This is a genomic window from Pseudolabrys sp. FHR47, from assembly GCF_005153485.1.
Lineage (GTDB): Bacteria > Pseudomonadota > Alphaproteobacteria > Rhizobiales > Xanthobacteraceae > Pseudolabrys.
This window is the reverse complement of record NZ_CP039740.1, coordinates 2,854,769-2,879,452: the sequence shown is the minus strand read 5'-3', so window position 1 is coordinate 2,879,452 and position 24,684 is coordinate 2,854,769. Positions and strand designations below refer to the sequence as shown.

Annotated in this window: 26 protein-coding genes; 18 read left to right on the top strand and 8 right to left on the bottom strand. The window is 62.7% G+C overall.

Annotation, left to right across the window (positions count from 1 at the left end):
* The first annotated feature begins 37 nt into the window (after window positions 1-37).
* A complete protein-coding gene (locus E8Q40_RS14160) occupies window positions 38-1,042 on the top strand; it encodes a hypothetical protein (protein WP_137045158.1) in 1,005 nt (334 codons plus the stop codon).
* A 3-nt stretch (window positions 1,043-1,045) separates the two neighbouring features.
* Here E8Q40_RS14160 and aat read toward each other — a convergent pair whose 3' ends face one another.
* Entirely contained in the window at window positions 1,046-1,945 is a 900-nt protein-coding gene (gene aat, locus E8Q40_RS14155) for a leucyl/phenylalanyl-tRNA--protein transferase (protein WP_168197844.1), read from the bottom strand.
* 212 nt (window positions 1,946-2,157) lie between these two features.
* On the opposite strand from aat, the gene guaA reads away from it, so the two are divergent.
* Window positions 2,158-3,762, top strand: a complete 1,605-nt coding sequence (gene guaA / locus E8Q40_RS14150; protein ID WP_137045156.1) for a glutamine-hydrolyzing GMP synthase — start codon at window positions 2,158-2,160, stop codon at window positions 3,760-3,762.
* 58 nt (window positions 3,763-3,820) lie between these two features.
* On the opposite strand, the gene E8Q40_RS14145 is transcribed toward guaA, so the two are convergent.
* On the bottom strand, window positions 3,821-6,043 hold the full coding sequence (locus E8Q40_RS14145; RefSeq protein ID WP_137045155.1) for a right-handed parallel beta-helix repeat-containing protein: 2,223 nt from the start codon (window positions 6,041-6,043) through the stop codon (window positions 3,821-3,823).
* 130 nt (window positions 6,044-6,173) lie between these two features.
* Here E8Q40_RS14145 and E8Q40_RS14140 point away from each other — a divergent pair, with 130 nt between their 5' ends.
* Entirely contained in the window at window positions 6,174-6,521 is a 348-nt protein-coding gene (locus tag E8Q40_RS14140) for a hypothetical protein (protein ID WP_137045154.1), read from the top strand.
* Between the two features lie 10 nt (window positions 6,522-6,531).
* On the opposite strand, the gene E8Q40_RS14135 is transcribed toward E8Q40_RS14140, so the two are convergent.
* Window positions 6,532-7,071 carry a GNAT family N-acetyltransferase gene (locus E8Q40_RS14135; RefSeq protein ID WP_246662845.1) on the bottom strand — a complete coding sequence of 180 codons (540 nt, stop codon included), beginning with the start codon at window positions 7,069-7,071 and terminating at the stop codon, window positions 6,532-6,534.
* A gap of 250 nt (window positions 7,072-7,321) precedes the next feature.
* On the opposite strand from E8Q40_RS14135, the gene E8Q40_RS14130 reads away from it, so the two are divergent.
* From E8Q40_RS14130 to arsK, 3 genes are all read left to right on the top strand, one after another.
* Window positions 7,322-8,092, top strand: a complete 771-nt coding sequence (locus tag E8Q40_RS14130; RefSeq protein WP_137045153.1) for an SDR family NAD(P)-dependent oxidoreductase — start codon at window positions 7,322-7,324, stop codon at window positions 8,090-8,092.
* A gap of 163 nt (window positions 8,093-8,255) precedes the next feature.
* On the top strand, window positions 8,256-9,116 hold the full coding sequence (locus E8Q40_RS14125) for a DMT family transporter (RefSeq protein WP_205995521.1): 861 nt from the start codon (window positions 8,256-8,258) through the stop codon (window positions 9,114-9,116).
* Window positions 9,117-9,220: 104 nt separating this feature from the next.
* Window positions 9,221-10,429 carry an arsenite efflux MFS transporter ArsK gene (gene arsK, locus E8Q40_RS14120; RefSeq protein ID WP_137045152.1) on the top strand — a complete coding sequence of 403 codons (1,209 nt, stop codon included), beginning with the start codon at window positions 9,221-9,223 and terminating at the stop codon, window positions 10,427-10,429.
* On the opposite strand, the gene E8Q40_RS14115 is transcribed toward arsK, so the two are convergent.
* Window positions 10,426-11,346 (bottom strand): hydrogen peroxide-inducible genes activator, encoded by a 921-nt coding sequence (locus tag E8Q40_RS14115; RefSeq protein ID WP_137045151.1) that lies wholly within the window; start codon window positions 11,344-11,346, stop codon window positions 10,426-10,428. The genes arsK and E8Q40_RS14115 overlap by 4 nt on opposite strands.
* A 211-nt stretch (window positions 11,347-11,557) precedes the next feature.
* Between E8Q40_RS14115 and E8Q40_RS14110 the strand changes: the two genes are divergently transcribed.
* From E8Q40_RS14110 to E8Q40_RS14095, 4 genes are all read left to right on the top strand, one after another.
* Window positions 11,558-12,556 (top strand): TerC family protein, encoded by a 999-nt coding sequence (locus E8Q40_RS14110; protein WP_137045150.1) that lies wholly within the window; start codon window positions 11,558-11,560, stop codon window positions 12,554-12,556.
* Window positions 12,557-12,680: 124 nt separating this feature from the next.
* Window positions 12,681-13,115 carry a VOC family protein gene (locus E8Q40_RS14105; protein ID WP_137045149.1) on the top strand — a complete coding sequence of 145 codons (435 nt, stop codon included), beginning with the start codon at window positions 12,681-12,683 and terminating at the stop codon, window positions 13,113-13,115.
* Window positions 13,116-13,353: 238 nt separating this feature from the next.
* Entirely contained in the window at window positions 13,354-14,928 is a 1,575-nt protein-coding gene (locus E8Q40_RS14100) for a glycosyltransferase (protein ID WP_137045148.1), read from the top strand.
* 10 nt (window positions 14,929-14,938) lie between these two features.
* On the top strand, window positions 14,939-15,820 hold the full coding sequence (locus tag E8Q40_RS14095; RefSeq protein WP_168197843.1) for a glycosyltransferase: 882 nt from the start codon (window positions 14,939-14,941) through the stop codon (window positions 15,818-15,820).
* Between the two features lie 113 nt (window positions 15,821-15,933).
* Here E8Q40_RS14095 and E8Q40_RS14090 read toward each other — a convergent pair whose 3' ends face one another.
* A complete protein-coding gene (locus E8Q40_RS14090) occupies window positions 15,934-16,296 on the bottom strand; it encodes a DsrE family protein (protein WP_137045146.1) in 363 nt (120 codons plus the stop codon).
* 128 nt (window positions 16,297-16,424) lie between these two features.
* On the opposite strand from E8Q40_RS14090, the gene E8Q40_RS14085 reads away from it, so the two are divergent.
* The gene (locus E8Q40_RS14085) at window positions 16,425-17,396 is read left to right on the top strand and encodes an AraC family transcriptional regulator (RefSeq protein ID WP_137045145.1); all 972 of its coding nucleotides are present in this window, start codon (window positions 16,425-16,427) and stop codon (window positions 17,394-17,396) included.
* A gap of 16 nt (window positions 17,397-17,412) precedes the next feature.
* Here the strand turns inward: E8Q40_RS14085 and yghU are convergent, their stop codons facing one another.
* From yghU to E8Q40_RS14070, 3 genes are read right to left on the bottom strand one after another with little or no spacing between them, the layout of a single operon-like run.
* A complete protein-coding gene (yghU, locus tag E8Q40_RS14080) occupies window positions 17,413-18,291 on the bottom strand; it encodes a glutathione-dependent disulfide-bond oxidoreductase (protein WP_137045144.1) in 879 nt (292 codons plus the stop codon).
* Between the two features lie 57 nt (window positions 18,292-18,348).
* Entirely contained in the window at window positions 18,349-18,636 is a 288-nt protein-coding gene (locus E8Q40_RS14075) for a YciI family protein (protein ID WP_137045143.1), read from the bottom strand.
* 23 nt (window positions 18,637-18,659) lie between these two features.
* Window positions 18,660-19,259 carry a TetR/AcrR family transcriptional regulator gene (locus E8Q40_RS14070; RefSeq protein ID WP_137045142.1) on the bottom strand — a complete coding sequence of 200 codons (600 nt, stop codon included), beginning with the start codon at window positions 19,257-19,259 and terminating at the stop codon, window positions 18,660-18,662.
* 202 nt (window positions 19,260-19,461) lie between these two features.
* Here E8Q40_RS14070 and E8Q40_RS14065 point away from each other — a divergent pair, with 202 nt between their 5' ends.
* The 7 genes from E8Q40_RS14065 (at window position 19,462) to E8Q40_RS14035 (ending at window position 24,477) form a co-directional block, all read left to right on the top strand.
* Window positions 19,462-19,884, top strand: a complete 423-nt coding sequence (locus E8Q40_RS14065) for a VOC family protein (protein ID WP_137045141.1) — start codon at window positions 19,462-19,464, stop codon at window positions 19,882-19,884.
* A 15-nt stretch (window positions 19,885-19,899) separates the two neighbouring features.
* The gene (locus tag E8Q40_RS14060) at window positions 19,900-20,571 is read left to right on the top strand and encodes a DNA-3-methyladenine glycosylase I (protein WP_205995519.1); all 672 of its coding nucleotides are present in this window, start codon (window positions 19,900-19,902) and stop codon (window positions 20,569-20,571) included.
* An 81-nt stretch (window positions 20,572-20,652) separates the two neighbouring features.
* Complete coding sequence (locus tag E8Q40_RS14055; RefSeq protein WP_205995517.1) at window positions 20,653-21,858, top strand: S9 family peptidase; 1,206 nt, start codon at window positions 20,653-20,655, stop codon at window positions 21,856-21,858.
* Window position 21,859: 1 nt separating this feature from the next.
* Window positions 21,860-22,591, top strand: coding sequence for an LOG family protein (locus E8Q40_RS14050; protein WP_246662844.1), 732 nt, complete (start codon window positions 21,860-21,862; stop codon window positions 22,589-22,591).
* A gap of 184 nt (window positions 22,592-22,775) precedes the next feature.
* On the top strand, window positions 22,776-23,165 hold the full coding sequence (locus tag E8Q40_RS14045) for a helix-turn-helix transcriptional regulator (protein ID WP_137045138.1): 390 nt from the start codon (window positions 22,776-22,778) through the stop codon (window positions 23,163-23,165).
* Window positions 23,162-23,695 (top strand): SRPBCC family protein, encoded by a 534-nt coding sequence (locus E8Q40_RS14040; RefSeq protein WP_137045137.1) that lies wholly within the window; start codon window positions 23,162-23,164, stop codon window positions 23,693-23,695. The genes E8Q40_RS14045 and E8Q40_RS14040 overlap by 4 nt, the downstream gene beginning before the upstream one ends.
* Before the next feature lie 32 nt (window positions 23,696-23,727).
* Window positions 23,728-24,477 carry a thioredoxin family protein gene (locus E8Q40_RS14035; protein WP_137045136.1) on the top strand — a complete coding sequence of 250 codons (750 nt, stop codon included), beginning with the start codon at window positions 23,728-23,730 and terminating at the stop codon, window positions 24,475-24,477.
* The last annotated feature ends 207 nt before the right edge of the window (window positions 24,478-24,684 follow it).

Genomic DNA, 24,684 nt, shown 5'->3' with positions numbered 1-24,684 from the left:
CTGATCAAGCGGATCGGCGGGGATCAAAGACGTGACCATGGCGGCAAGGCGTGAGCCCACTTTTCACGGCGTCGGACGGGCTGACGATCACCATTCGCCGGCGCCTGCCATCCATCCGGGGCAGCCGATCAAAGCGGCGTCGCACTTCACCCGCTTCATCTCGGGCTTCCAGGCTGTCAGCACCCTGATCGGTGTGCCGTTGGCGCTCGCCTCCGGCTACACGCTCTACCGTACCAATTTCGCGCCGGACACGACCTGCGCCAACCTGCGCGCCTCCATCGTGTCGATGCTCGACAAGAACGTCGATGCCGCCACCCGGCGCATGCTGGTCAAGCGCGACGTTGAGGCTTTCGAGGCGAGCTGCGGCGCGGTCGATCCCGACGCGCATGCCGCGTTCAAGACGCTGCTGTCCGTTGACAAGGCCGTGGCGCAGGCCGCCCCGGTTGCCAAGCCGGTGCCGAAAGCGGCCGTCGTGGCAAAGGATGTCGCGAAGGATATCCCCAAGGACGAAGCCAAGAAGGCCGAGCCCGCCAAGGAGAACGCAAAGGAAGCGGTCAAGGCCGAACTGCGTCCGGCCATCGTCGAGAAGAAGCCCGTCGCCGCCGTGGCTCAGCCCGAAGTGGCGGCGCAGATAGCACCAGAGGCCGCGCCGATGTCCGACAGCCGCTGGCTCGACGCCGTGCGTCATGCGCTGAAGACCGATCAGCCAGCGGAAAACGACGAGCGCGCCGCCATCCGCCACGTCGTGAACCAGGATCCGGTGGTGCCGAACAAACCGGGCGAGCCGGTGCTCAACCCGGCTTGGACCGTGACGCCGCCGCCCGTTCAGCCGGTGGCGCAGGGCGTCGCCGCGCCGCTACCGCCGGCCGTCGCGGTGAGCGACCCGCAGCGGGCGGTGCCGGCCGACCCTAACCGCCCGGTGCCGCCGGCCGCGATCCCGGCCGCGCAATATAGCAATAGCGGCGCCAATGGCGCTTCAAATGGTGGTTCCTGGGTGGCCCAGATCCCGTTCGTCGGCCGCATCATCGACGGCCGCGAGTGATCGCTAAGCCGTATCCTGCGGCTGCCAATTGGATATCTCGGCCAGCTCCGCTTCAACTTGCCAGCGGCCGCGGCGGTCGGGCTGGTCGGCGGCTGCGGCGAGCCGCGTCAGGTATTCGGCGCGCGGGATTTCATGAAAGCCTTGGTCGCGCGTGGTCGGCGTCAGCACCTTGCCGTCGTTGAAGGCGAAGCCCCATTTCGCTAGATGCCAGTTCAACACCGTGAAGCCGATCTTCGAGGTGTTGTCCTCGCGGGAGAACTGCGATTCCGTGACGAAGGAATTGCCGACCGCGACGCCGTAGCCGCCGCCCGCGAGCTCGCCCTTCTCGTTCCAGACCTCGAAGGAATGCGCATAGCCTTCGTCATGAAGTGCCGCATAGGCGTGCATGATCTTCGGCGTGATCCAGGTGACGTGGAAGCGACCGGCGCGCTGGCCGGCGCAGGCCTTGATGACGCCGTCGAAATCGCGGTCGAAGGTGACGCGGTATTGGCCCTGCCGCATCTGGCGGCGCAGGCGCTTGGCGATGTGGGTCTGGCTGAAAAATAGCAGCGACCGCATTGGCGGCGACCACCACTTGACCGGACCGATGTGGGCGAAGGGGTAAAGGCCGCGCCGGTGCGCGGCGAGCAGCGTCGGCACCGACAAATCATGGGCGAAGCCGGCAAGGCCATAAGGTTTGTCGAGCGCGGCTTGCGGGTCGGGCAGGGCGCCGGCCGGGGTGAAGAGGTCAGACAGCCACAGCCGGGTGAGAGCCGGCAGGCCGCCGATCCGGTTCGGCATCAGGCTCCAGGCCAGCCCGAAAGCCCAGCGCTCCAGCCGGTCTCGCGCGGTTTCACGAAACAACGCTGCACGCCGGTCCGGATCGCCGCCGGATAGCTCGATACGTTCGTTGTAAAAGGCCAAGGCGGCCTCCATTCCCATCAAAAGCCCCGCGCCGATTTGACACGCTGGGCGCTAACGGAGCGTTAGCCCGATCCGTGAAACCGCGGCCAATCCAGGCAAAGTGATCATTGTGTTAAAGACGCGCCGGGTCGGCGTGTCCCGCTACCGGAAAGGCCCGTGGAAGGCGCCCTTTAGGCCATTGCGGCGCGGGCGCGACTTGCTTATTTCAAAGCATGAACCAGCCCAAACAGCCCGCCGCCGCCAGCCCCGCCACCACCGGGGCTTCCGCCGATCACGACAAGGTCCTGATCGTCGATTTCGGCTCGCAGGTCACCCAGCTCATCGCCCGCCGCGTGCGCGAGGAGGGGGTCTACAGCGAGATCGTCCCGTTCCAGAAGGCCGAAGAGGCCTTCCGCACCATGCGTCCGAAAGCCGTGATCCTGTCCGGCGGACCGGCGTCTGTGCTCGATTCCAGTGCGCCTTTGGCGCCGCAGGCGATCTACGATGCCGGCGTGCCGGTGCTCGGCATCTGCTACGGCGAGCAGGCGATGGCCCAGCAACTCGGCGGCAAGGTCGAGGCCGGCCACCACCGCGAATTCGGCCGCGCCGAGGTGGAGATCACCGCGGATTCCCCGTTCTTCGAAGGCGTGTGGGTCAAGGGCGAGAAATATCCGGTCTGGATGAGCCACGGCGACCGCGTCACCGAACTCCCCGAGGGCTTCAAGGTCCTCGGCAAGGCGCCGGGCTCGCCGATCTCGATCATCGGCGACGACACGCGCAAATTCTACGCCATGCAATTCCACCCCGAGGTGGTCCACACGCCGCACGGCGCGGCGCTCCTGCGCAACTTCGTGCGCAGGATCGCCGGCCTCACCGGCGACTGGACCATGCGCGCCTTCAAGGAAGAGGCGATCGAGAAAATCCGCGCCCAGGTCGGCAAGGGCCGTGTCATTTGCGGCCTGTCCGGCGGCGTCGACTCGGCGGTGGCCGCGGTGCTGTTGCATGAAGCGATCGGCGATCAGCTCACTTGCGTGCTGGTCGATCACGGTCTGATGCGCCTCGCCGAGGCCAAGAAGGTCGTCGCCATGTTCCGCGACAGCTACAACATTCCCCTGGTACATGTGGACGCTAGCGATACGTTCCTGAAGGCGCTCGAAGGCGTCGACGATCCGGAGGTCAAGCGCAAGACCATCGGCAAACTGTTCATCGACGTGTTCGAGGCCGAGGCCAAGAAGGTGGGCGGCGCCGATTTCCTGGCGCAGGGCACGCTTTATCCCGACGTGATCGAAAGCGTGTCGTTCACCGGCGGCCCGTCGGTGACCATCAAGTCGCATCACAATGTCGGCGGGCTGCCCGAGCGCATGAACATGAAGCTCGTCGAGCCCTTGCGCGAACTGTTCAAGGACGAAGTGCGCGCGCTCGGCCGCGAGCTCGGCCTGCCGGACTCCTTCGTCGGCCGTCATCCGTTCCCGGGGCCGGGCCTGGCGATCCGCGTGCCCGGCGCGATTACGAAGGACAAGCTCGACATCCTGCGGCTCGCCGATGAAATCTATATCGAGGAAATCCGCCGCGCCGGTCTCTACGACGACATCTGGCAGGCCTTCGCCGTGCTGCTGCCGGTGAAGACCGTCGGCGTCATGGGCGACGGTCGCACTTATGAATTTGTTGTGGGACTGCGCGCCGTGACCTCGGTCGACGGCATGACCGCCGACTTCTATCCCTTCGACATGCGCTTCCTCGGCCACGTCGCGACGCGCATCATCAACGAGGTGAAGGGCGTCAACCGCGTGGTTTATGACGTGACGAGCAAGCCGCCGGGAACGATTGAATGGGAGTGAGGGCGCGCTACCGCACAACTGGTCGAATCGGCGAATAAATCGCTGTGTTTATGCCCGGCTATTTGCTCTTGGAAGAAGAGGGACTGTAGACCGTATTGGGCGGATAGGTGGAATTCTTGATCGTCAGAGTACTGGCGTCGAGATTATAGATGCTGGCGCCGGCCTGCGCCTTGTTCTTGGCGAAAGTGGATTGATCGACATCGAGAATCGTTGCTTCCAACTGCGAGGCGCGGCTGATCTCGTAGATGGCGCCGCCCTGATGGCGCGCGCTGTTGCCTGTAAAGCGGGTTTGCGTGTAGCTCAGATGTGAGCCGTAATCCTCGTAGGTTGCGCCGCCGTCCTGCGTCACCCGATTTCCGATGAACGAGCATTTCTGACAGGAGGCGACGACTCCCTCACGATTGACGTTGGCGCCGCCATAGACGGCGCGATTGTTTTCGAAAGTGGTATCTGAGATCGTGAGGGCGGCTTTGCCGTAGGCGTAGATTGCGCCGCCCTCGAGCGCTTCGTTGTGTTCGAACCGGCAATTGGATAGCGTCATTTTGAACCCGATGGCGGCCTCGCGCGGCAAAAACTTCTTACCGGCGTGATAGGCAAGCAACCCACCGCCCTTGCCGTTGTATGTCCGGCCCACCGCACGGCCATCGCGCAGCGTCAATCCGTCGAGCAACGTATCATTGGCGCCGTAGAGGACGTGCGGATACCGATAGCTGCCTTTGGCGACCTTCGCGCTCAGAATGGTCCGCGCGCCGGAGGTGGGCCGTTGTTCGAGGGTGGTTTCAGTTCCGGCAAATCCGCCGTACAGCTTCACGCCATCGTAGAGGATGAAAGCCGCGATCTTGTTGTCCTTCCTGGCGGGTCGATAGGTGCCGGATTTGATCCAAACGGCGGCCTTCGATACCGAGGCAAGATCAATCGCTGCCTGCAGGTCGGAGAGCGCGGTTGCCCAGGAAAGCCCGTCTTGCGCTTTGGCCGGATTGTCGCGGGCAACATAGATGACCGGCGCGGATACGGCCTTGGCGGTGACCGTCGGCCGTGTGTATTCGCCGTGGTACTCGACCGCGCCGTCGTTCTTCACATAGATATGAACGAGCTTTTCGACCAGGCCGTTCTTCAGCAGCCGCATCCCGTCAAGATAAGGTTGATAGCCGCGCGCGAAAGCGGGGGCGGACTTGAGCGCATCTGGCGGCAACTCATCCTTGAGGTTGCTGATCGGAAGAAACTCGGCAAGAGGCAATGTGCTGCCCGGAGGGGTAAGCGAGCTCACCTCCGACACCACGTCCTCGTGCCAATTATAGACGTTGTCGACAATGCTACGGATAAGGATCGGATTGCTGTTCGCACCGGTTCCCTGATAAAGGCCGGGGCCAAGTTGGCTGCTAGCCTTGTTGCCGGCGATTGTGACGTTGACGAGCAGTGGCGCGGAGCCGCCGTCGTTGCCGATGCCGCCGGCGCTCACGGCCGAGTTGCGGGTGAACAGCGCGTTGAAGATGAGCGGTGACGCGGCAAAATCATTGTAAAGGCCACCGCCTTTGTCGTTGCTGCGATTGCCGATGAAACGGCAATTGATGAAGCGCGGCATGGCGCCAAGATCGTTGCTTACGCCGCCGCCGCGCAGCTCCGCGATGTTATCGATAAAATCGACATTGATGAAGGTGGCCTGATCCGCGCCCGGCTTGTGCACGTTATATACTGCGCCGCCTTTGGGCGAATAGTTGTTCTTGAAGATGACATTCTGCACGACGGGGCTGGTCATAAAGTTTCGCATGCCGCCGCCAACGGCCATGTCGTTCTTGAGAATATCGGCCGGCACAAGATGCATGCGGGGCTTGTCCGTCCCGTAAGCATCCGAGACCGTGAAGCCATCCAGAATGGCCCGGTCGGCGCCCATGACGATGGTTTTCGTGTTCTTTGTCTTGTCGCCCTTACCGATATTGCCGCTGAGGATGGTCAGATTTTTTCGAAAGTTCCTTTCTTGGCGCGCCGTTTCGGTGCCCGCGAAGCCGCCGTAAAGCGCGACGTCCTCCTTGAGCACGAACGACTTGGTCTGGTCGGTCGCGTCCGGGTAATATGTGCCGCGCGCCACCCAGATTTCGTCATTTTTGGAGGCCGCCGATAGTGCCTCCTGCAGGGACTGGAATGCGGTTTGCCACGTGAGTCCGTCTCCCGAAATCTTTCTTTCGTGGTTGACGTGCCAGATCTTACCGGATGCGGCCTGTGACAGGTCCGAAGCAAGAATCAGGGCAATGACCGCGACTAGAGTTGACAGAGCGGACTTCATGTTCGTTCCGATTTTTTTGGTAGAGAGCATGCGAAAACTTGATCATGCTTTTGATTCGGGTCGGCACATTGATCCGCGTCAATACGCCGTGGCCTAGGCTCTTAGGTCCGTCCTGTCTGGAGGCTCTGCCATGCCCCGTTTCCTCGCCGTCTACACCATGAAGCCCGAAAACGTTGTGCGCTTTCGCGCGCTGCCGAAAGCGGAGCAGGACGCCGTCGACGCCGCCGGCCTTCCGCAATGGGTGGCGTGGGAGAAGGCGAACGCCGCGTCTTTTCATGACAGGGGCATGGTCGGCAAGACCAAGCGCGTGACCAAGGACGGCATCGCCGACGCGCAGAACGACATCTGCGGCTATGTCGTCGTCGAGGCGGAGAGCATCGAGGCCGCGGCCAAGCTGTTCGAGAACCATCCGCACTTCTCAATCTTCCCCGGCGACGGCGTCGACATCATGCCGTTCGTGACGGGTCCTGAGGATTAGCGGTGCGCGACTATTCGCTCATCACCTTCTCGAACCGGAAAAACTCGCCTCCGCCGGGCAGGGCGTCAATGGGAGGCTTGTCGGGCAACGGGTGATGCGCGTTGTAAAAGTCGACGATCTTGAAGCCGCATTTGTTGACGTAGAAGTGGATATTACGCTTCTCGAAATATGGCGTGTGCGTTTCCCAGACTTTCGTGTCCGGGTAGCGAGCTTCGATGGCGAGCCATGCCTTGTGGCCGATGCCGCGGCCGTGATTCTCTGGCGATATGAAGAGGAGATCAAGCGCGTTGCGATGCGTGACGTCATCGATCGTCAGCACAACGCCGCCAACCTTTCGTCCATCCGAGACGATGTGAAAGACGGAGGTGCCCGGGCTGCTGAAAGATTCCTCCACGTCGTCGTCGGAAGGGATCGAACCGTCAGCGACCGCACCGAAGGCTTCGGTCACGGCCACGGAGAATGATTGGCGCAGGGCTGTCTTGAAGTCCGGCAGGTCCGCCGGCTCGGCTGGTTCGAGCGTGATGCCGCTCGGTGCATTATCGCTCTTCAAAGCCGCCGCTCCCGGACCATGTCGTGTCTTCATCATGGGCTGCTGAGATGGTGGTTCCCTCGCGAGTTTCAAGCGCGCGCATGGGCATTGGCCCGGCGGGCGAATGACGTATGCCCCTGCCGAGGGCGGCGGATGGCACGTCATGACGCCACCAGCGCGCCGGGTGAGCGCAGCGAAACCCGGGTTGCGCTTCGCTTTACCCGGGCTACGATCCGCGCCTTCGTCGCTTCGAAGCAGTGAGGGAAACGACATGGCGCGCCTGAAGGACAAAGTTGCGATCATCACCGGCGGTGCCGGCGGCATCGGTTCGGCAACGGGCAGGTTGTTCGCCGCCGAAGGCGCGAAGGTGGTGCTGGCCGATATCGATCGGGCCGCGCTCGATGCCGTCATCGATGATATCCGCGACAGCGTGGCCGGCGCCGAGGTCTTGCCGGTTGTCTGCGACGTCGGACAGGAAAGCGCGGCGGCGGCGATTGTGTCGGCGACGCTCGCGAAGTTCGGCCACATCGATGTGCTGGTGAATAATGCCGGGGTGCGTTCCTACGAGCCGCTCGACGCGGCCAAAGCCGAGACCTGGCAGAAGATTTTGTCGGTCAATCTCCTGAGCTACGCCTACTTGGCGCGCGAGGCGTTGCCGGCGCTGCGGGAGTCGGGGAAGGGCGCGATCGTCAACGTTTCGTCGGCGCACGCCTTCTGCCCGCGGTCAGGAATGGGGCAATACGACGTCGCCAAGGCAGGAATCATATCGCTGACCAAGACGCTGGCCTTCGAAGAAGTCGGCCGCGGCGTCAGGGTGAACGCAGTTTGCCCGGGCCTCACGCTGACGCCGTTCCACGTTCGTCGCTTTGCCAAGGAGGGCAAGAGCGAGCGGGACCTGCGCGAAGAGAGGACCAATCACAACATTCAGCAGCGCTGGGCCGATCCCATCGAGGTCGCCTATCCGATCCTGTGGCTGGCTTGCGACGAGGCGTCCTTCGTGACCGCTTCGGTGCTGATGGCGGACGGCGGCACGCGGGTGTGAGCGATACGCTTGACGTGCCCGTGCGCGCTTTCGATTGACGCCGCGAGAGCCGCCTTCTATCCATAAGGCACGACGTGTTTGAATCGTCGCGCCTTATCAATGCATTGAATGAAGCGATCTGTTTCATTGATGAATTGATGGCGATGACGCCGGAGATGTTTCTGTGTCATTGATACCAGCCGGGTGGGGCAATGGGCTGCTCGGCGTCATCATCTTCAGCGGCTCGCTGCCGGCGACGCGGGTCGGTGTCGCCGATTTCTCGCCAATGTTTCTGACATCAGCGCGGGCGGCGATTGCCGCTGTGCTCGGTGCCGCCTTCCTGTTCGCGCTGCGGCAGGCACGGCCGTCGCGCGCCGACATGGTGCCGCTGACGATCGTGGCTGTTGGCGTTGTGGTCGGCTTTCCGCTGTTCACGGCGCTGGCGCTGCAGCACATCACCTCGGCGCATTCCATCGTCTATATCGGCCTGTTGCCGCTTTCGACCGCGATGTTCGGTGTGCTGCGCGGCGGCGAGAGGCCGAAGCCCGCATTCTGGATTTTCTCGGTCATCGGCGCCGCTACCGTCGCTGGCTTTGCGCTCTACAACAGCGACAGCGCCTCCGTAACGGGCGACCTGATGATGGTGGCGGCGATCCTCTTGTGCGGCCTCGGCTATGCCGAAGGCGCGACACTGTCCCGCCGGTTCGGCGGCTGGCAGGTGATTTCCTGGGCGCTGCTGATGTCGCTGCCTTTGATGGCGGCGGTTGCGCTCATGACGATGCCCGTCTCATGGAGCGGCATCGGTGTGCCGGCTTGGGTCGCGCTCGCCTATGTGTCGGTGTTCAGCATGCTGGTCGGCTTCATCTTCTGGTATCGCGGGCTGGCGCAGGGCGGCATCGCCGTGGTCGGGCAGCTCCAATTGCTGCAGCCGTTCTTCGGGCTGATGCTGGCGGCGCTGCTGCTGCACGAATCCGTGGCCTGGGGCATGATCGCCTCGACGGCGGTCGTCGTCCTGTGCGTGGCGGGCGCCAAGCGCTTTGCGTGAACGGTGCCGGCCGGTCTCTTGAGAGCGCCGGAAGAAGGCTGTAAGAGACGCTGCCGTTGCCGTCGCGCCACGCGCTGCAATCGAGGCCAAGTGAGACCATGTGAATGCGGCTTGGGACCGATGTCGCCGCGCTGGGGCTTTCCCAGATCATTGGCTACGGCACGCTCTATTACAGCTTCAGCATCCTCGCTCCGTCGATGGCGCAAGACTTCGGCTGGTCGACCGAATGGCTCTTCGGTGCGTTTTCGGTTGCCTTGCTGATCGGCGGGCTTGCCGCGCCGCTGGCGGGGCGATGGATCGATCGTGTCGGCGCCGGGCGGATGATGAGCATCGGATCGCTGGTCGCGGCAGCGGCGCTGGTGGCCTGCGCGATAGCACCCTCCGGTGCTTCATTCGTGCCGGCGCTGCTGGCGAGCGAGATTGTCTCGACGCTCGTTCAATACGGCGCTGCGTTTTCGCTGCTCGTGCAGCGTCATCACGACAGGGCCCAGCGCAGCATCGTCTACCTGACGCTGGTCGCGGGCTTTGCCTCGACGATTTTCTGGCCGCTGACCACCTGGCTGCACGGCGTTCTGACCTGGCAACAGGTCTATCTGGTCTTCGCCGCCGCGCATGTGGTGCTGTGTCTGCCCATTCATATCTGGTTGTCGCGACCGGTCACGGACAGCGTTATCCGTCCGAAGGACGAAGCGGGCAGCACATCAGGCGCCGTCCGCACGGACGACGGCCTGCTCGCACCGGATGCACGCCGCAAAGGCTTCATGCTGATGGCGGCGGCTTTCGCATTCGAGAGCTTCATCAGTTCGGCCACTCTCGTTCACATGTTGCCGATGCTCCAGGCGCTGGGGCTCGGACTGACCAGCGTTGTTGTCGGCACGATTTTCGGGCCGTCACAGGTGGTGATCCGCTTCATCAACATGGTGTTCGGCAAGGAGTTGTCGCAGGTGACGCTGGCGCTGTTTTCCGCCGCGCTGCTGCCGGCCGGGCTTGTCGTGCTGCTGGTCAGTGCGCCGTCCTTTACCGGAGCGGTGCTGTTCGCCATCGTCTTCGGCATGGGCAGTGGGCTTTACAGCATTGTCGGGGGGACCTTGCCGCTGGCGCTGTTCGGCGCGCGCGGCTATGGCGCCCGGCAGGGCCAGGTCATGTCCGTGCGACTGGTCGTCGGCTCGGTTGCGCCTTTCGCTTTCGCGGTGATGATGGACCGCATCAGCGTCGAGGGCGCGCTGGCGATGTCGGCGATTCTCGGCAGCGGTGGCGTGCTGATGCTGCTGGCGATCAAACGGCTGGTGCGCGAGCCTTCGCCTGACGTCTAAGCAGCTGCGCTGATCCCGAGCTTTGCCGCGGCGCGGCGTGCCTCGGCGGCAAGCTCTTCGAAATGGCGCTTGCGTCCGCTGGTATCGCGAAAATAGAGACCGACGGTGCGCGTCTCCTGCCAGTCCTCGATCTCGAGCAGCCGCACATCCTCCGCATTGCGAAACTCGGCGCGGGCGTAAAGTTCGGGGAAAAGCGAGCAGCCCATGCCGATCGAGACCATCTGCCTGATGGCGTCGAGGCTGGTGCCTTCATAGTCGTCGACGACGATTGCAGCGCTGACTTGCGCCAGATGGCGGACATTTTCCAGAAGCCGGTTGCCGCTGCCCAGCGCCAGCAGACGCTCGCCCTTGAGGTCGGAAACGTGCGCGGTCGCCTGCGATGCGAGCCGGTGGTCGGCGGGCACGCCGAGAAAGAACCGTTCGGTGCCGATGCGCATGAACGTCAGTCCGGGCTGCTCGCACGCCGGTCCGATGCCGCAATCGAGCAGGCCTTCGGCGACCGATGCCTCGATCGCGGCCGGGCGGTCCTCGGCGATGTAGATTTTCAGATCGGGATAGGTGCGATGGATCGGCGGCAGGAAGGTCGGCAGGAAGTAGGGGCCGAAGCTCGGCGGCGTGCCAAGCCGCACGGTGCCGCCTAGCGCGCGCGTATCGCTCGCCACCGAATCCATGAGGTCGTTCATGGCTGCGAGCGTCAGGCGGGCGCCGTGAATGAACTTTTCCCCGGCCGGCGTGATCAGTACGGCGGTCGGCGTGCGCTCGAACAACTGGACGCCGAGACCTTCCTCGACCAGCCCGATCTGGACCGACAAGGTCGGCTGGGAGGCGTGGCAGCGGCGCGCGGCCTTGCCGAAATGGCCGAATTCGGCCAGCGCGACCACATATTCCAGTTGGCGGAGGGTGGGGCGAAAGGGCATCGGACCAATAGCTAAAAACTAATACCTATATTGTCATAATCAATTTGAGCTATCAATAGTTTCGACCTATATCGGCTTCGAAGCTGCGGTTTAGGCCTCTGAGGCCGGCCGCGGCGGCCCCGCTCACTGTCCGGGCCCCTCTGGCGAGAGACACCGGTCCTCTCGCGATGTCGGACGCCAGGTTCGGAATTCGGGCCGGTTGGAGACCTTCGTGGACTTGTCGTTTCTGTTCGCCGACTGGCTGGGCACGCCGGTCTGGATGTGGCTTGGCTTTATCGCGGTCGTCATCGCCTTGCTGGTGTTCGACCTCGGCGTTCTTCACCGCGACCATCGCGAGATCGAGGTGCGCGAAAGCCTGATCCTGTCGGCGGGCTATATCGGTCTTGGCCTCGCCTTTGGCGGCTGGGTCTGGTGGCAACTCGGCGCCGAACCCGGCATGAACTACCTGACCGGCTTCGTCGTCGAGAAGACTTTGGCGCTCGATAATGTCTTCGTCATCGCGCTGATCTTCTCGTTCTTCGCGGTACCGAGGAAGTATCAGCACAGGGTGCTGTTCTGGGGCATTCTCGGCGTGATCGTGCTGCGCGCCATCATGATCGGATTAGGCGCGGCGCTCGTCTCGCAGTTCGGTTGGGTGCTCTACATCTTCGCAGCCTTCCTGATCCTGACCGGTATCAAGATGCTGTGGATGGGCGACAAGGAGCCCGAGATCGGCAACAACCCGGTCATCGGCTTCCTGCGGCGGCGCTTCAAAGTCACGGACGAGCATCACGGGCCGAATTTCTTCGTCAGGAAACTCGATCCGCGGACCGGCAAGATGGTCCGTTACATCACGCCGCTGTTCATGGCGCTGGTCATGGTCGAGATCGCCGACGTGATCTTCGCGGTGGATTCGGTGCCGGCGATTTTCGCCATCACCACCGACCCGTTCATCGTCTACACGTCCAACATCTTCGCCATCCTCGGCCTGCGTGCGCTGTATTTCGCGCTCGCCGCGATGATCCACCGCTTCACCTATCTGAAGCCGGCGCTGGCGATCGTGCTGCTCTTCATCGGCGGCAAGATCTTCGTCGCCGATCTGCTGGGCATCGAGAAGGTGCCCGCCGCGCTGTCGCTCGGTGTCACCTTCGCGATCATCGCGGCCGGCGTCGTCTGGAGTCTCGTCAAGACGCGGCACTCACCTGCATCGACCAAGGAGGCGGGTGCATAGCTGCCCGGCGGGCGGGCGCATCGCGGCGGACAGGGGAAGCTGCGGCAATGCGCTCGCTTTGCCTCGTGCAGGGGAACATGGCACGACGGACGCCGTTCTACTGGAACTGAAAAAGGAGCCCGTCATGGAAACGATGGAACTGCATCGCGGTCGCCTGATCGATCACATCCAGCTCGTGGTCGACGACCTTGCCGCGGCGCGGCGCTTTTACGAAGCGGTGTTCAAGGTGCTGGACATTCCGCTGGCGGGCAGCGGCGACGATTATTTCTGGGCCGACGAACTGTTCATCTCGATACCCAGCAGCGAGGCGGCGCTCGGCAAGACAACAGGGCGGCATCATCTGGCATTCCAGGCCAAGGACGAGGCGACGGTCGATGCCTTCTACAAGGCGGCGCTGGCAGCTGGCGGTAAGGACAACGGCGCGCCGGGCAAGCGCAAATATCATCCCGGCTATTACGCGGCTTTCGTTCTCGATCCCGCCGGCAACAATATCGAGGCCGTCTATCACGGCCCGGCGCGCCGCTCGGCGCCGAGCGTGAAGGTCGAGTTCGAGATGTAGAATGCTCGTGAGGTACGGCACCGGCTCACGCCTTTTTCGGCGCGGGTCATTCGTCCCCGATCCCACATTTCCCGCCTGATCCACGGAGTTTGGCCGTATCAAATCCAGAACGCTTCAGTTCTGGAGAGGTAGCCGGCCCGTGGACAATTCACGCCCCACCTTGTCAGCGGGCCGGCGCCTGCGCCTCGTATTCTTTGACGCGCTGAAGTCGCGCGATACGTCATTCCTGCGAGATATCATGACCGCGCTGGAGCCGGATTTCGACATCAGGTTCTCCAATGCGCGCCAAGGCGCCGAGATGGTCGAACTCATTTCGTGGGCCGACATCGTCTGGCTGGAATGGTGTCTGGAGCCGGCCGTCTGGGCCACCAGGAATGTCGATATGCGCGCGCAGGGCAAGAAAGTCATTGTGCGGCTGCATTCCACCGAGGTCATCGACGGAAGCTTCCCGCATCAGGTCAACTGGGAGGAAGTCGATGATCTGGTCTTCGTCAGCGAGGACATCCGCGACGAGCTTTTAAAGCAGATGCCACAGCTGTCCCGTCGCGTGCGGCATTCGGTCATCTCGAACGGCATCGACTGCGACCGGTTCGCACCAGGAGACAGTGCGGGAAATCCTCACCACATCGCCTGGGTCGGCGACGTCGCGATGAAGAAGAACCCGATGCTGGCGCTGCAGATATTGCGGCGCCTGGTCGATATCGACCCCGGTTATCATCTGCATGTCGCCGGTGAAGTTAACTGCCCGCGCACGGCGCGGTACCTCGCTCACCTCATCGCGACCATGGGTCTCAAGCAGTCGATCAGTTTCTATGGGCGGATCGCCGATATCGAGACCTGGTATCGCGACAAAGGCGTGCTGCTGTCGACGACACTTTACGAAAGCTTCGGAATGAACATCGGCGAGGCGATGGCGAGCGGTTGTTGGCCGGTCGTTCATGATTTCCCCGGTGCGGTGAAGACCTGGCCGTCGGAAACCTTGTTTGCGACCGTCGATCAGGCGGTCGAACGTATCCGGGAGGCCGCGCCGAATAAATATCGTTCGTTCGTGACCGAGCGTTATTCGATCGCCCGCCAGATGGAGGCCATTCGCGGCCTGCTCGGCGCCGAGCCTGCCAGCCTCTTCGATCCGCATCGCTACTGGGAAGATCGCCATACCGCGTTAAAAGGGTCGATCCGCAGCGTCGCTCACATCGGCTTGAGCGAGGAACAGAACCGGGAGGACTATGCTGTCAACGCCGAGCACCTGCGGGCGGCGCTGCTGGCAAAGTTTCCCGAGCCGGCGGGAAAGGTGTTGTTCGACGCGGGTTGCGGCACCGGCGTGGTTAGCGCGCTGTGCGCCGAGCTCGGCTTTCAAGTCGTCGGTGCCGATTTTTCGGAAGCCGCCATTGCCCAGGCCCAAACGCGGGTCCCGGCCGGCACCTTTATCGTGAAGGCCTTCGATCAGGTCGTGTTGCCGCCGGTCGATGCCGTCATCTGCCTCGACGTGTTCTTTCATATTATCGATGATGCTTTGTGGGCGCGCGCTTTCAAGAAGCTGGCGCTGGATCTCAAGCCCGGTGGCCGGCTCATTGTGCTGGAGCACTTCGCGCGGACGAAAAGCAGGGCACGTCATGTGCGCTGGCGTTCGAGGGATCTCTATGATCAGGCGGCGGCGGGCCTCGATCTGGCACTGAGCGAGGTGGTTACGTATCGTTTACCCCATGTCGACGCTGAGAAAACCCTGCTGGTGTTCGACAAGGTGATGGTGGGAGCGCCCGCCCTTGCGCCGTCCGATGCGGAAGAGCGCGCCATGCCGGTTTCGGCAGGCTAGAAGGCCGTATATGCCCCGCGTTTCCATCGTCATCCGCACCAAGGATCGGCTGCTGTTTCTGGTGCGCAGCCTGCTCAGCGTCCAGCAGCAAAGTTTCCTGGATTGGGAGATCATCATCGTCAATGACGGTGGCGATGCCGCGGCGCTCGACCAACTGCTCGAACAGGTACCCGATGTCGTTCGGGACAGGACCGGCGTCATTCATCACGCCACTTCCAAGGGCCGTTGGGCGGCCGCCAATGCCGGCGTGAGGGCGGCGCGCGGCGATCTTGTGGTCATTCACGACGACGACGACAGCTGGCATGAGGCATTCCTGGCGACGATGGTGTCGGCACTCGACAGCCAACCGTCATCGGTTGGCGGCGTCGTCTGCCATTCGCAATACATCGACGAAGTGGTGATCGACGGCAGCGTGACGCAGAAGGGTATCCGGCCGTTCAATGCCTGGTTGCAGAACGTGACGCTGTTCCGCATGGCGGCGCGGAATTTCATTCCGCCGATCTCATTTCTCTACCGCGCCCGGATGCACGAGGAGCTGGGATGGTACCGTGAGGAACTGCCGGTCCTCGGCGACTGGGATTTCTATATGCGGCTGTTGTCGCGATTCGACATCCAGCTTGTTCCGCGCGTGCTGGCCAACTATCACCTGCGGCCCGCCGATGCAGGCGAGCGGTTTGGCAATTCGGTGGCCGCCGGCATTCAGAGCCACACGGCGGTGGAAGCCGGCATCCTCAATGCGCTGCTGCGCCAGGACTTGTCCGAAGGCCGGATCGGCCTCGGTACGATCGCCAATCTCGCTTACGACCTTCGCGAGTTACGCGAGCGCGCGTCGACAACGGCGATCAATCTTGACGGCCTGATCCGAATGGCCCGAGGCCGGACACAGGTATGACGCAGCCCGCCGCACCACGGGACGATCGCGATGTCGGCGACGTATCGCGGGTCGCCGGACATCGGGTCAGGTGGCGGCTTCGGCACACACGTGCCTAGAACCTAGCGCGCCGGTCAAAAGGAAAGCGTCGCGGCGCCGGCCTTGATTTCGGCATGCATGGCAGCCGCGCCGGTGATGATCACGCCGTCGAGCAGGTCGGCCTGCTCGTAGCCGCGAGACTGTACGCAGGGCGGGCAGGCCCAGATGACGCCGCCGCGTTTCTGGAAGTCCTCGATTAGTCCGTAAAGCGACTGCAGCGGCGCCACATGGGTGAGCTTCTGGCCGCCGCGCCGGACCAGGTCGATGGCGGTGCTTGTCAGAAAAATCGAAACCTTGAGCCCGGCCGTCAGTCCGCCATTGGCGATAGTGAAGGCGACGGATGACAATTCCGAATCGATGCCTTTGGTCACGAGGATGACCAGCTTGTCGGTTTGCATTTCAGTTCTCCGCTTGTGTGTGTCCAGGATTTAATTTCGCGGATCGTGTATGCTGTGCCCTGTCAGGTGCGAATGACCGTCCGGCCGGGTTGCCTGACCGACCGTCCAAATTATCGAGTGGCGTGCAGATGGACCCGCTTTCGGACGTGCTGGGCTCGGTTCGCCTGACCGGAGGCGTCTTTCTCGACGCCCGGTTCACGGCGCCATGGTCCGTCACTGCGCGGATTTCCGCCGACGATTGCACCCGGTTTCTGACAAAGCCGGGTCAGGTGATCGGCTATCACGTCGTCATCGATGGCCGGTTGCTGCTCTCCATCGAAGGCGCGCCTTCCGTCGAGGTTCGCGCCGGCGAGATCGTTCTCCTGCCGCACAACGATATGCACATCATGTCCAGCGCACCCGGGTTGAAGCCGGTGCCTGCCGGGGAGCTTGTTCAGATGTCCCCGGACGGCGGCCTTGCCCACCTCCGCCATGGCGGAGGCGGCGAGGAGACCCAGATCGTTTGCGGATTTCTCGCCAGCGAGGGCAGTTACAATCCGGTGATCGCGGCCCTGCCGCGGGCGTTGACGCTGGATTTACGTAAGGGCATGTCGCGCGACTGGATCGAGGCATCGGTCCGTTTTGCCGCTAGCGAACTCGCGGAGGGTAGGCTGGCCTCGTCAAGCGTGATGTCGCGTCTTTCGGAAACGCTTCTGGTCGAGGCCGTCCGCCAATATGCGACGACACAGGCCGACGGCAATGCTGGCTGGCTGAAAGGGATGAAAGATGCGCATGTCGGGCGGGCGCTGGCGCTGATTCATCGGGACATCGGGGCGTACTGGTCGGCCGAAGCGCTCGCACGCGAGGTCGGCCTGTCGCGCAGCGCCTTTATGGATCGGTTCTCGGCGCTGGTCGGTGTTCCGCCGATCCGGTACCTTACATTGTGGCGGCTCGAAACCGCGAAGCTTCATCTGCGGGAGACGCAGAAGACCGTTGCCCAGCTGGCGCATCTGGTCGGCTATGAATCCGAAGAGGCATTCAGCCGGGCGTTCAAGCGCGAGTTTGGATTGCCGCCGGCGCGGTGGCGCGAGCGGCAATCCACGGCACCCGCAACTCGATGACGAAGCTCAGGCGCCGCTAGCCCGCCGGTGCCAACTTATCCTGCGTCTTCGTCTCGAAGTCGCTGGCGTCGTGGCGCTCGTGCAGCTGGCTCTTCGGATCGCCCGAGACGCGATTGACGATGCGGCCACGCTTGACGGCGGGGCGGGCGAGTAACTGATCGGCCCAGCGGTTGACGTGCTTATACTCGTGGGCGCTGAGGAAGGTCGCCGAGTCGCCGTACAGCCAGCCTTTCACCAGGCCGCCGTACCACGGGAAGATCGCGATGTCGGCGATGGTGTAGTCGGGGCCGGCGATGTATTCGTTGTCGGCGAGGCGCTTGTCGAGCACATCAAGTTGGCGTTTCGTCTCCATCGAGAATCGATCGATCGCATATTCGATCTTGGTCGGCGCATAGGCATAGAAGTGGCCGAAGCCGCCGCCGAGATAAGGCGCACTGCCCATTTGCCAGAACAGCCATGAGAAGCATTCGGCGCGTGCCGCCGGATCGGCGGGCAGGAGGGCGCCGAACTTCTCGGCAAGATAAGTGAGGATGGCGCCGGATTCGAACACGCGGATCGGCTTCGCCCCGCTGCGGTCCATCAAGGCGGGGATCTTCGAGTTCGGATTGACGGCGACGAAGCCGGAGCCGAACTGCTCACCGTCGCCGATCTTGATCAGCCAGGCGTCGTATTCCGCGCCTTTGTGACCCAGCGCGAGCAACTCCTCGAGCATGATCGTGACTTTCTGGCCATTGGGTGTCGCCAGGGAATAAAGTTGCAGCGGATGCTTGCCGACCGGCAGTTCTTTTTCGTGGGTCGGCCCGGAAACAGGACGGTTGATGTTGGCGAACTGGCCGCCGGAGGGCTTGTTCCAGGTCCATACTTTGGGCGGGGTGTAGGCGGTCGTCTCGGTCATTTCCAATGTCCTGTCATCAAGCCGATAGCGGCGGTCGAGTGAATATGTGGGCTCGGTTCAACCGAACAAGCCCTGAAGCTCCGGCCGTTGTTGCGATGGCTCGAATTCGATGATCTCAGGGGCGACAATGTCATGGGCGACGAAAGGATCGTCGCCGACGAAGGCCTGCAAGGCGTCGCGCGAAATGTTGTGCGCCATGATGCCGCCGCCGAGCTGCGGCTTGAGGCTGCCGGCCATCAGGAAAATGCCGTCGTCGAAACCGCGCTTCAGCCACGCCTTGTGGCCCTCCATGAACTGGCCGGCCTTCGCCTTGTTGTCCGAAAACTTGAGCAACACGATGAACATTTAGAATCTCCTCGATGACGCAATCAGTGGGTTTGACGTTTGCCGCGCTTGCGAGCCTTGCCGCCGGCGACCGCGGCGAGCCAGTCCTCCATCAGCGCTACTTCATGGCGAATGAAGCGCTCATCGCGGAGGGCGCTGGCCAGTGTGGCAACGCCCTGGCTGCGCGCGAGGAGGTGCATGGCGAGCGCATCGGATTGTGTGCCACACCCCAGCGTTTTGAACTGCGCGGCGAGCCAAGTGCGGAAGAGGGTGAACAGCCTGTTGGCATCGCCGCGCGCGGCATGGTCCAGCTTGGCCATTTCGGCGGCCAGCGTGCCGACGGGGCAGCCGTAACGTTTGATGGCGGTGCGATTGGCGATCATCATATGCATGAAGCGGCGTATCCGTTCGGCCGGATCGGCGGTTTCACGCTCCCAGTCCTCCAGCATCCCGCGGGTGTTGGCGAGGCGCGCGTCGATGACGGCGGTGAGGATCTCGTCCTTGGTCCTGAAGTGGTAGTAGAAATTGCCGCGCGAGATGTTCACGGCGGCCGCGATGTCGGCGAACGAGGTGTGCTCATAGCCGTTCTCATAGAACAGCCGGTCGGCGGTCGTGATGATTTGCTCGCGGGTGGTGCTGCTCATCGGCTCTTTCTTCAGGGCGGCGCGATGCCGTTGCCGGATAGGATGATCGTCCAAATAATTAGGTCAACTGTCCAAATCGGTCAAGTGCAAAGCTTCCTGGGGAAACTTCCTCGCAAGCCGCCAGTTAAGGTTGTACGAATCAGTCAATGCGGCGCGACTGGCGCCGCCATCTGCAGCCAAAGCAGCAGAAGGAGATGCGTTCATGCAGCAAATTGCCGTCATTACCCTGGGAATTGCCGAATTGCCGCGCTCACGGCGTTTTTACACGGAAGGTTTTGGCTGGACGCCTGCCTTCGAGACCGACGAAGTGATCTTTTATCAGATGAACGGTTTCGTCCTGTCGACCTGGCGCACGGCGGCACTCGCGAGCGACATGATGCGCACTGACCTGATGCGGCCCGGCGCCTTCGCGTTGGCGCACAATGTGCGCGACAGGGATCAGGTGGTCCCCCTGATCGGGCGCCTGACGGCGGCCGGCGGCAATCTGCTGCGTGCGCCCGACGAGCCCCCGCATGGCGGTTTTCGCGGCTATGTCGCCGATCCGGATGCGCATGCCTGGGAAATCGCCTGGAATCCGGCGTGGCCGATCGATGAAAACGGTCATGTTAAATTCGCGGTGTCCTGACGGAGAATGCCTGTCGTGACCTTGCGCAAATTCTCCACCATCGTCGCTCTCGCCGAGAAGCATCACGGCGCCGCCGGCGTAAAGGCAAAGCTCGCGGAGCAACGTCGCGAGTATCGCAGCCTCGACCAGAAAGACGACCGCTTTCTTGCCGGCATGGCAAAGGCCATCTTTTCGGCCGGCTTTTCCTGGGACGTGGTGGAACAGAAATGGCCGGGTTTTGAGCGCGCCTTCGATAAGTTCGATCCGAAGAAAGTTGCGGTCTATGGCGCGAAGGACATCGCGCGGCTGATGAAAGATACCGGCATCGTCCGCAACGGACCGAAGATCAAGGCGACGATCGCCAATGCCCGCTTCGTGCGCGACATCGCCGAGGAGCACCGCTCGTTCGCGGCCTTTCTCAAAAGCTGGCCGACGTCCGACCAGGTCGGATTGATGGACTATCTGAAGAAGTACGCTTCGAGGCTGGGCGGCAATTCTGTGATGTATTTCCTGCGCTTCAACGGTTGGGATGCTTTCATTCTCTCGGGCGACGTGACCAAGGCCCTGATCCGCGAGGGCGTCATCGACAATACGCCGACCTCAAAGGCCTCTATGCGCGCGGTGCAGGAGGCTTTCAACGCCTGGACCAGCGAAACCGGGCGGCCGCAGCGCGAGATCAGCCGCATTCTGGCGCTCAGCGTCGGGTAACCCGGGCGAGCGGCGCGGCCCTATTCAGCGAACGTTAAGCCGGGCCGGGCAATCTCGATCCAGCTATTTGGGAGAATGCGAATGTTCGTTCGTGCGCTGGCTGCCGTCATTCTGACCACTGTCGCCTTTACCGCACCGGCCGCCGCCCAGAGCAGCGGTGCCGTGCAGATATCGTCCGGCGTGACCTATGAACAGATCGGCCGCTGGGATACCGACAAGCTCAACAAGGTGCTGACCGACGACACGCCAAAGTTCTTCGGCGTCACCGTCAAATACAGCGCAGCCAAGAACGCGGTGAAGCTGTACCGCGTAACCTATAACTCGGTGGTGCCGGAGCGCGGCAACAAGCCGATCGTCGCGACGGGCCTCATCGCCATTCCCGACATTGCCGGCACGTCGTTCCCGCTGGTGTCCTATCAGCACGGCACGGTCTACGAGAAGACGCAGGTGCCGTCCTTTCCGGACCAGTCGCCGGAAACGCAGCTGATGCTCGCGCAGTTCGCCGGGCAGGGCTACATCGTCATCGGCGCCGACTATTTCGGCATGGGCTCTTCCAAGGAGCCGGAAGGCTACATGGTCAGGGCCAGCCATCAACAGGCGACCTATGACATGCTGATGGCGAGCCGCGCCGTTCTTGCGCATATGAAGCTGGAGAGCCCGAAGCTGTTTATCGCCGGCTGGTCGCAGGGCGGTTTCGTCACCATGACGTTCCTCGAAAAGCTCGAGGCCGCTGGCGTCAAGGTCGATGCCGCCGTCACCGCCAGCGCGCCGGTCGATATCTTCGTCGCGCTCAACGGCTTTCTGAATTTTCCGCGCAAGATCGATGCCGACTGGGTGAATTCACTCTTCATCCTGTCGTCGTTCTCGTTCGAAAATTATTACGGCGTGCCGGGGCTGGCGCGGTCGTTGATCGCAGACGCTTATTACGATGTCGCGCGCAAGGCCTATTTGCGCGAGCCGTTCAACCCGGCCGACGTGCCGACCGACCTGCGTAAACTTTTGAAGGCGGATTACTTCAATCCGCAGTTCTTCGCTGAGTCGGCCTACGGCAAGCTCGTGGCGCAAACGACCGCCTATCGCTGGATCGTCAAGTCGCCGACGCGCAATTACTATGGCGAGACGGACGAGGCGATTTCGACCGGCCTCGGCCAGCTCGCGGCGACGTATCAGCATGCCATCGGCAATGGTAATAATCAGGTGCAAGCGGTCTCGACCGGCGCGACCTCGCATCGTGGGACTTATGCGACGGCCGTGCCGCAGTGGAAAACGTGGTTCGACGGGCTCTGACGTGACGGACGAACGGAAACGCACCCCGATAACCGACCCGGAGGAGCCGCTCTGCGGTGAGTTTGGACCGGGCAACGGCAGTCGCGGCGAGCGGCTGCAAACCGAGTTCAATACGGTGGAGGAGGCACTGTGCCGCTGGCGCATCCGGTCGACCATTGTAGTGTTCGGTTCGGCGCGCGTCCGCGAGAACGGGCCGGGACGTCATCCGTTCTGGTATCAGCAGGCGCGTGCCTTCGGCCGGATCGCGTCGGAGCAGGGCGGGGCGTTGCGGCCGCGCGGCCAGATCCATGACAATGTGATCGCGACCGGCGGCGGCCCGGGCATCATGGAAGCGGCGAACCGCGGCGCGCACGACGCCGGTGCGCCGTCGATCGGTTTCAACATCGAGCTGCCATTCGAACAGAAGCCCAATCCCTACACGACGGCGGACCTGACGTTCCAGTTTCACTACTTCTCGATCCGCAAGATGCATCTTGCCATGCGCGCCAATGCGCTGGTGGTGTTTCCCGGTGGCTTCGGCACGCTGGACGAACTGTTCGAAATCCTGAACCTGCGCGTCACGCGCAAGGCGCCGCCGGTGACGACGATCATGGTCGATCGCGCGTTCTGGAAATCCATCGTGAACTTTGACGAGTTGGCGCGCGCCGGCATGGTCGACCCGGCCGAGTTCAACGCCTTCGATTTCGCGGACGATGCCGGCGAAGTCTGGGCCAAGCTGGCGGCGCCAATCTGACGTCGCGCTACGACGACGTGCCGGTAGTGCCGACGGCGAAATAGGCCACGGAGGTCTCCGGGCGGGCATTCTCGTTCTTGAGCGACCGCGGCGCCGCCAGGCCGTCGGTTCAGAGTTTGGGTATTCGCCGAAAATATTCAACCAACCGGTTGACTAATCCTTCGGTCGGTCTATATTCAACCGTATGGTTGAATTATTGGCGCCTCAGCTCGACACCGTTTTTCACGCCCTCGGCGACGCTACGCGCCGGCAGATGTTGCGTGACCTCGCCGCCGGCGAGCGCTCGGTCGGCCAACTGGCCGAACCGTTTTCGATCTCGCTCGCCGCGGCCTCCAAACACATCAAGGTGCTGGAAGGCGCGGGGCTTATCCGCCGCGAAGTGAAGGGACGAACGCACATGTGCCGTCTCGAACCCGGCCCGTTGGCGAGCGCTCATGAATGGCTCGGCCATTACGAGCGCTTCTGGCTCAGCCGTCTCGACATTCTCGAAAACCTGTTGCGTGCGGACGACGCGCGCAAGCCAGTCGCCGCTGGCAAACCACGTACCGACAAGAAGAAGGGACCGCGTCCATGACCGACATCATGCTTCCTGGCAGCTATGGCGAAGTGATCGAGCCGGCGACGCTGAAAATCGAGCGCGTATTGCCTGGGCCGATCGAGCGGGTCTGGGATTACCTGACAAGAAGCGATCTGCGCCGGCAGTGGCTGGCGTCAGGCGACATGGCGACGAAGGCCGGCACCGAATTCGAACTCACCTGGCGCAACGACGAACTCACCGATCCGCCGGGTAAGCGGCCCGATGGATTCGGCGACCAGCACAGCGCGGTCTGCGAACTTCTCGAATACGATCCGCCGCACATTCTGTCTTACACATTCGGCAAGCATGGCGAGGTGACATTTACCCTCACGCCGCAAGGGGACGAAGTGCTGCTGACGCTCGTTCATCGCCGTATGCCGGATCCCGGCATCATGTTCATGGTAGGCCCCGGCTGGCACGCCCATCTCGATATTCTGGTGGCGAAGATGCGCGGCCTGAAAGCCGAGCCGTTCTGGGATAGCTGGGTCAAGCTCAAAGCTGAATACGCCAAGCGTCTACCGAAGTGACCTGAGACCGCAAGCGAGACTGGAGAAGAGTCATGAGTGAACATATTGTATCGCGCGAAGACTGGCTGAAGCAGCGCATGGCGTTGCTCGATGAAGAGAAGGAACTGATGCGGCACAGCGACCAGGTCGCGCAATTGCGCCGCCAACTGCCTTGGGTCAAGGTCGAGAAGGACTATGTGTTCGAAGGGCCGGACGGCCATGAGACACTCTCCGATCTGTTCGCCGGCCGTCGCCAGCTCATGGTGCAGCATTTCATGCTGGCGCCGGGCTGGGAGGAGGGCTGCAAGAGCTGCTCCTACATGGCCGACCATAGCGACGGCATGATCCCGCACCTCGCGCAACGCGACGTCACGTTCGTCGCCATCTCGCGCGCGCCTTACGACGCGATCGTGCGCTTCAAGCGGCGCATGGGCTGGAAGTTCAAGTGGCTGTCGTCGGGCGGTACGAGCTTTAACTACGACTTCCGCGTCAGCTTCACGCCGGACGAGGTTGCCAAGGGTTCGCCGGTGTACAATTACGGCACCTCGCCCTTTGTCCGCGACGAATTGCCCGGCGTCAGCGTGTTCATCAAGGACGAGAACGGCAACCTCTTCCACACTTATTCGACCTATGGCCGCGGCGTCGAAGTGATGATGGGTACCTATCGCATGCTCGACCTGACGCCGAAGGGTCGCGACGAGCAGAACCTGCCGTTCACGATGGCATGGGTGCGTCACCACGACCGTTACGAGTCCGGCACGGCGAATGCTGCATCGTGTTGCGGCGCGCAGGCGCGCGGGTGAGGCGATGGACCGCGCGGTCGGCGATCGGACCTGGGCGCGACCGGCTCGGGAGCGGCGATGCCGCTCCTGACATCGTCCGACTGCTAAGCTTAGCGGCTGCGCCGGTCGTCGCGCTAATGGCATTGTGGACCGGTGCGTTCGGCGGACCGGCCGATATGCTGTGCACATATCTGGGTGGCGGTTCGCCCATGGACGGCATGGCAATGA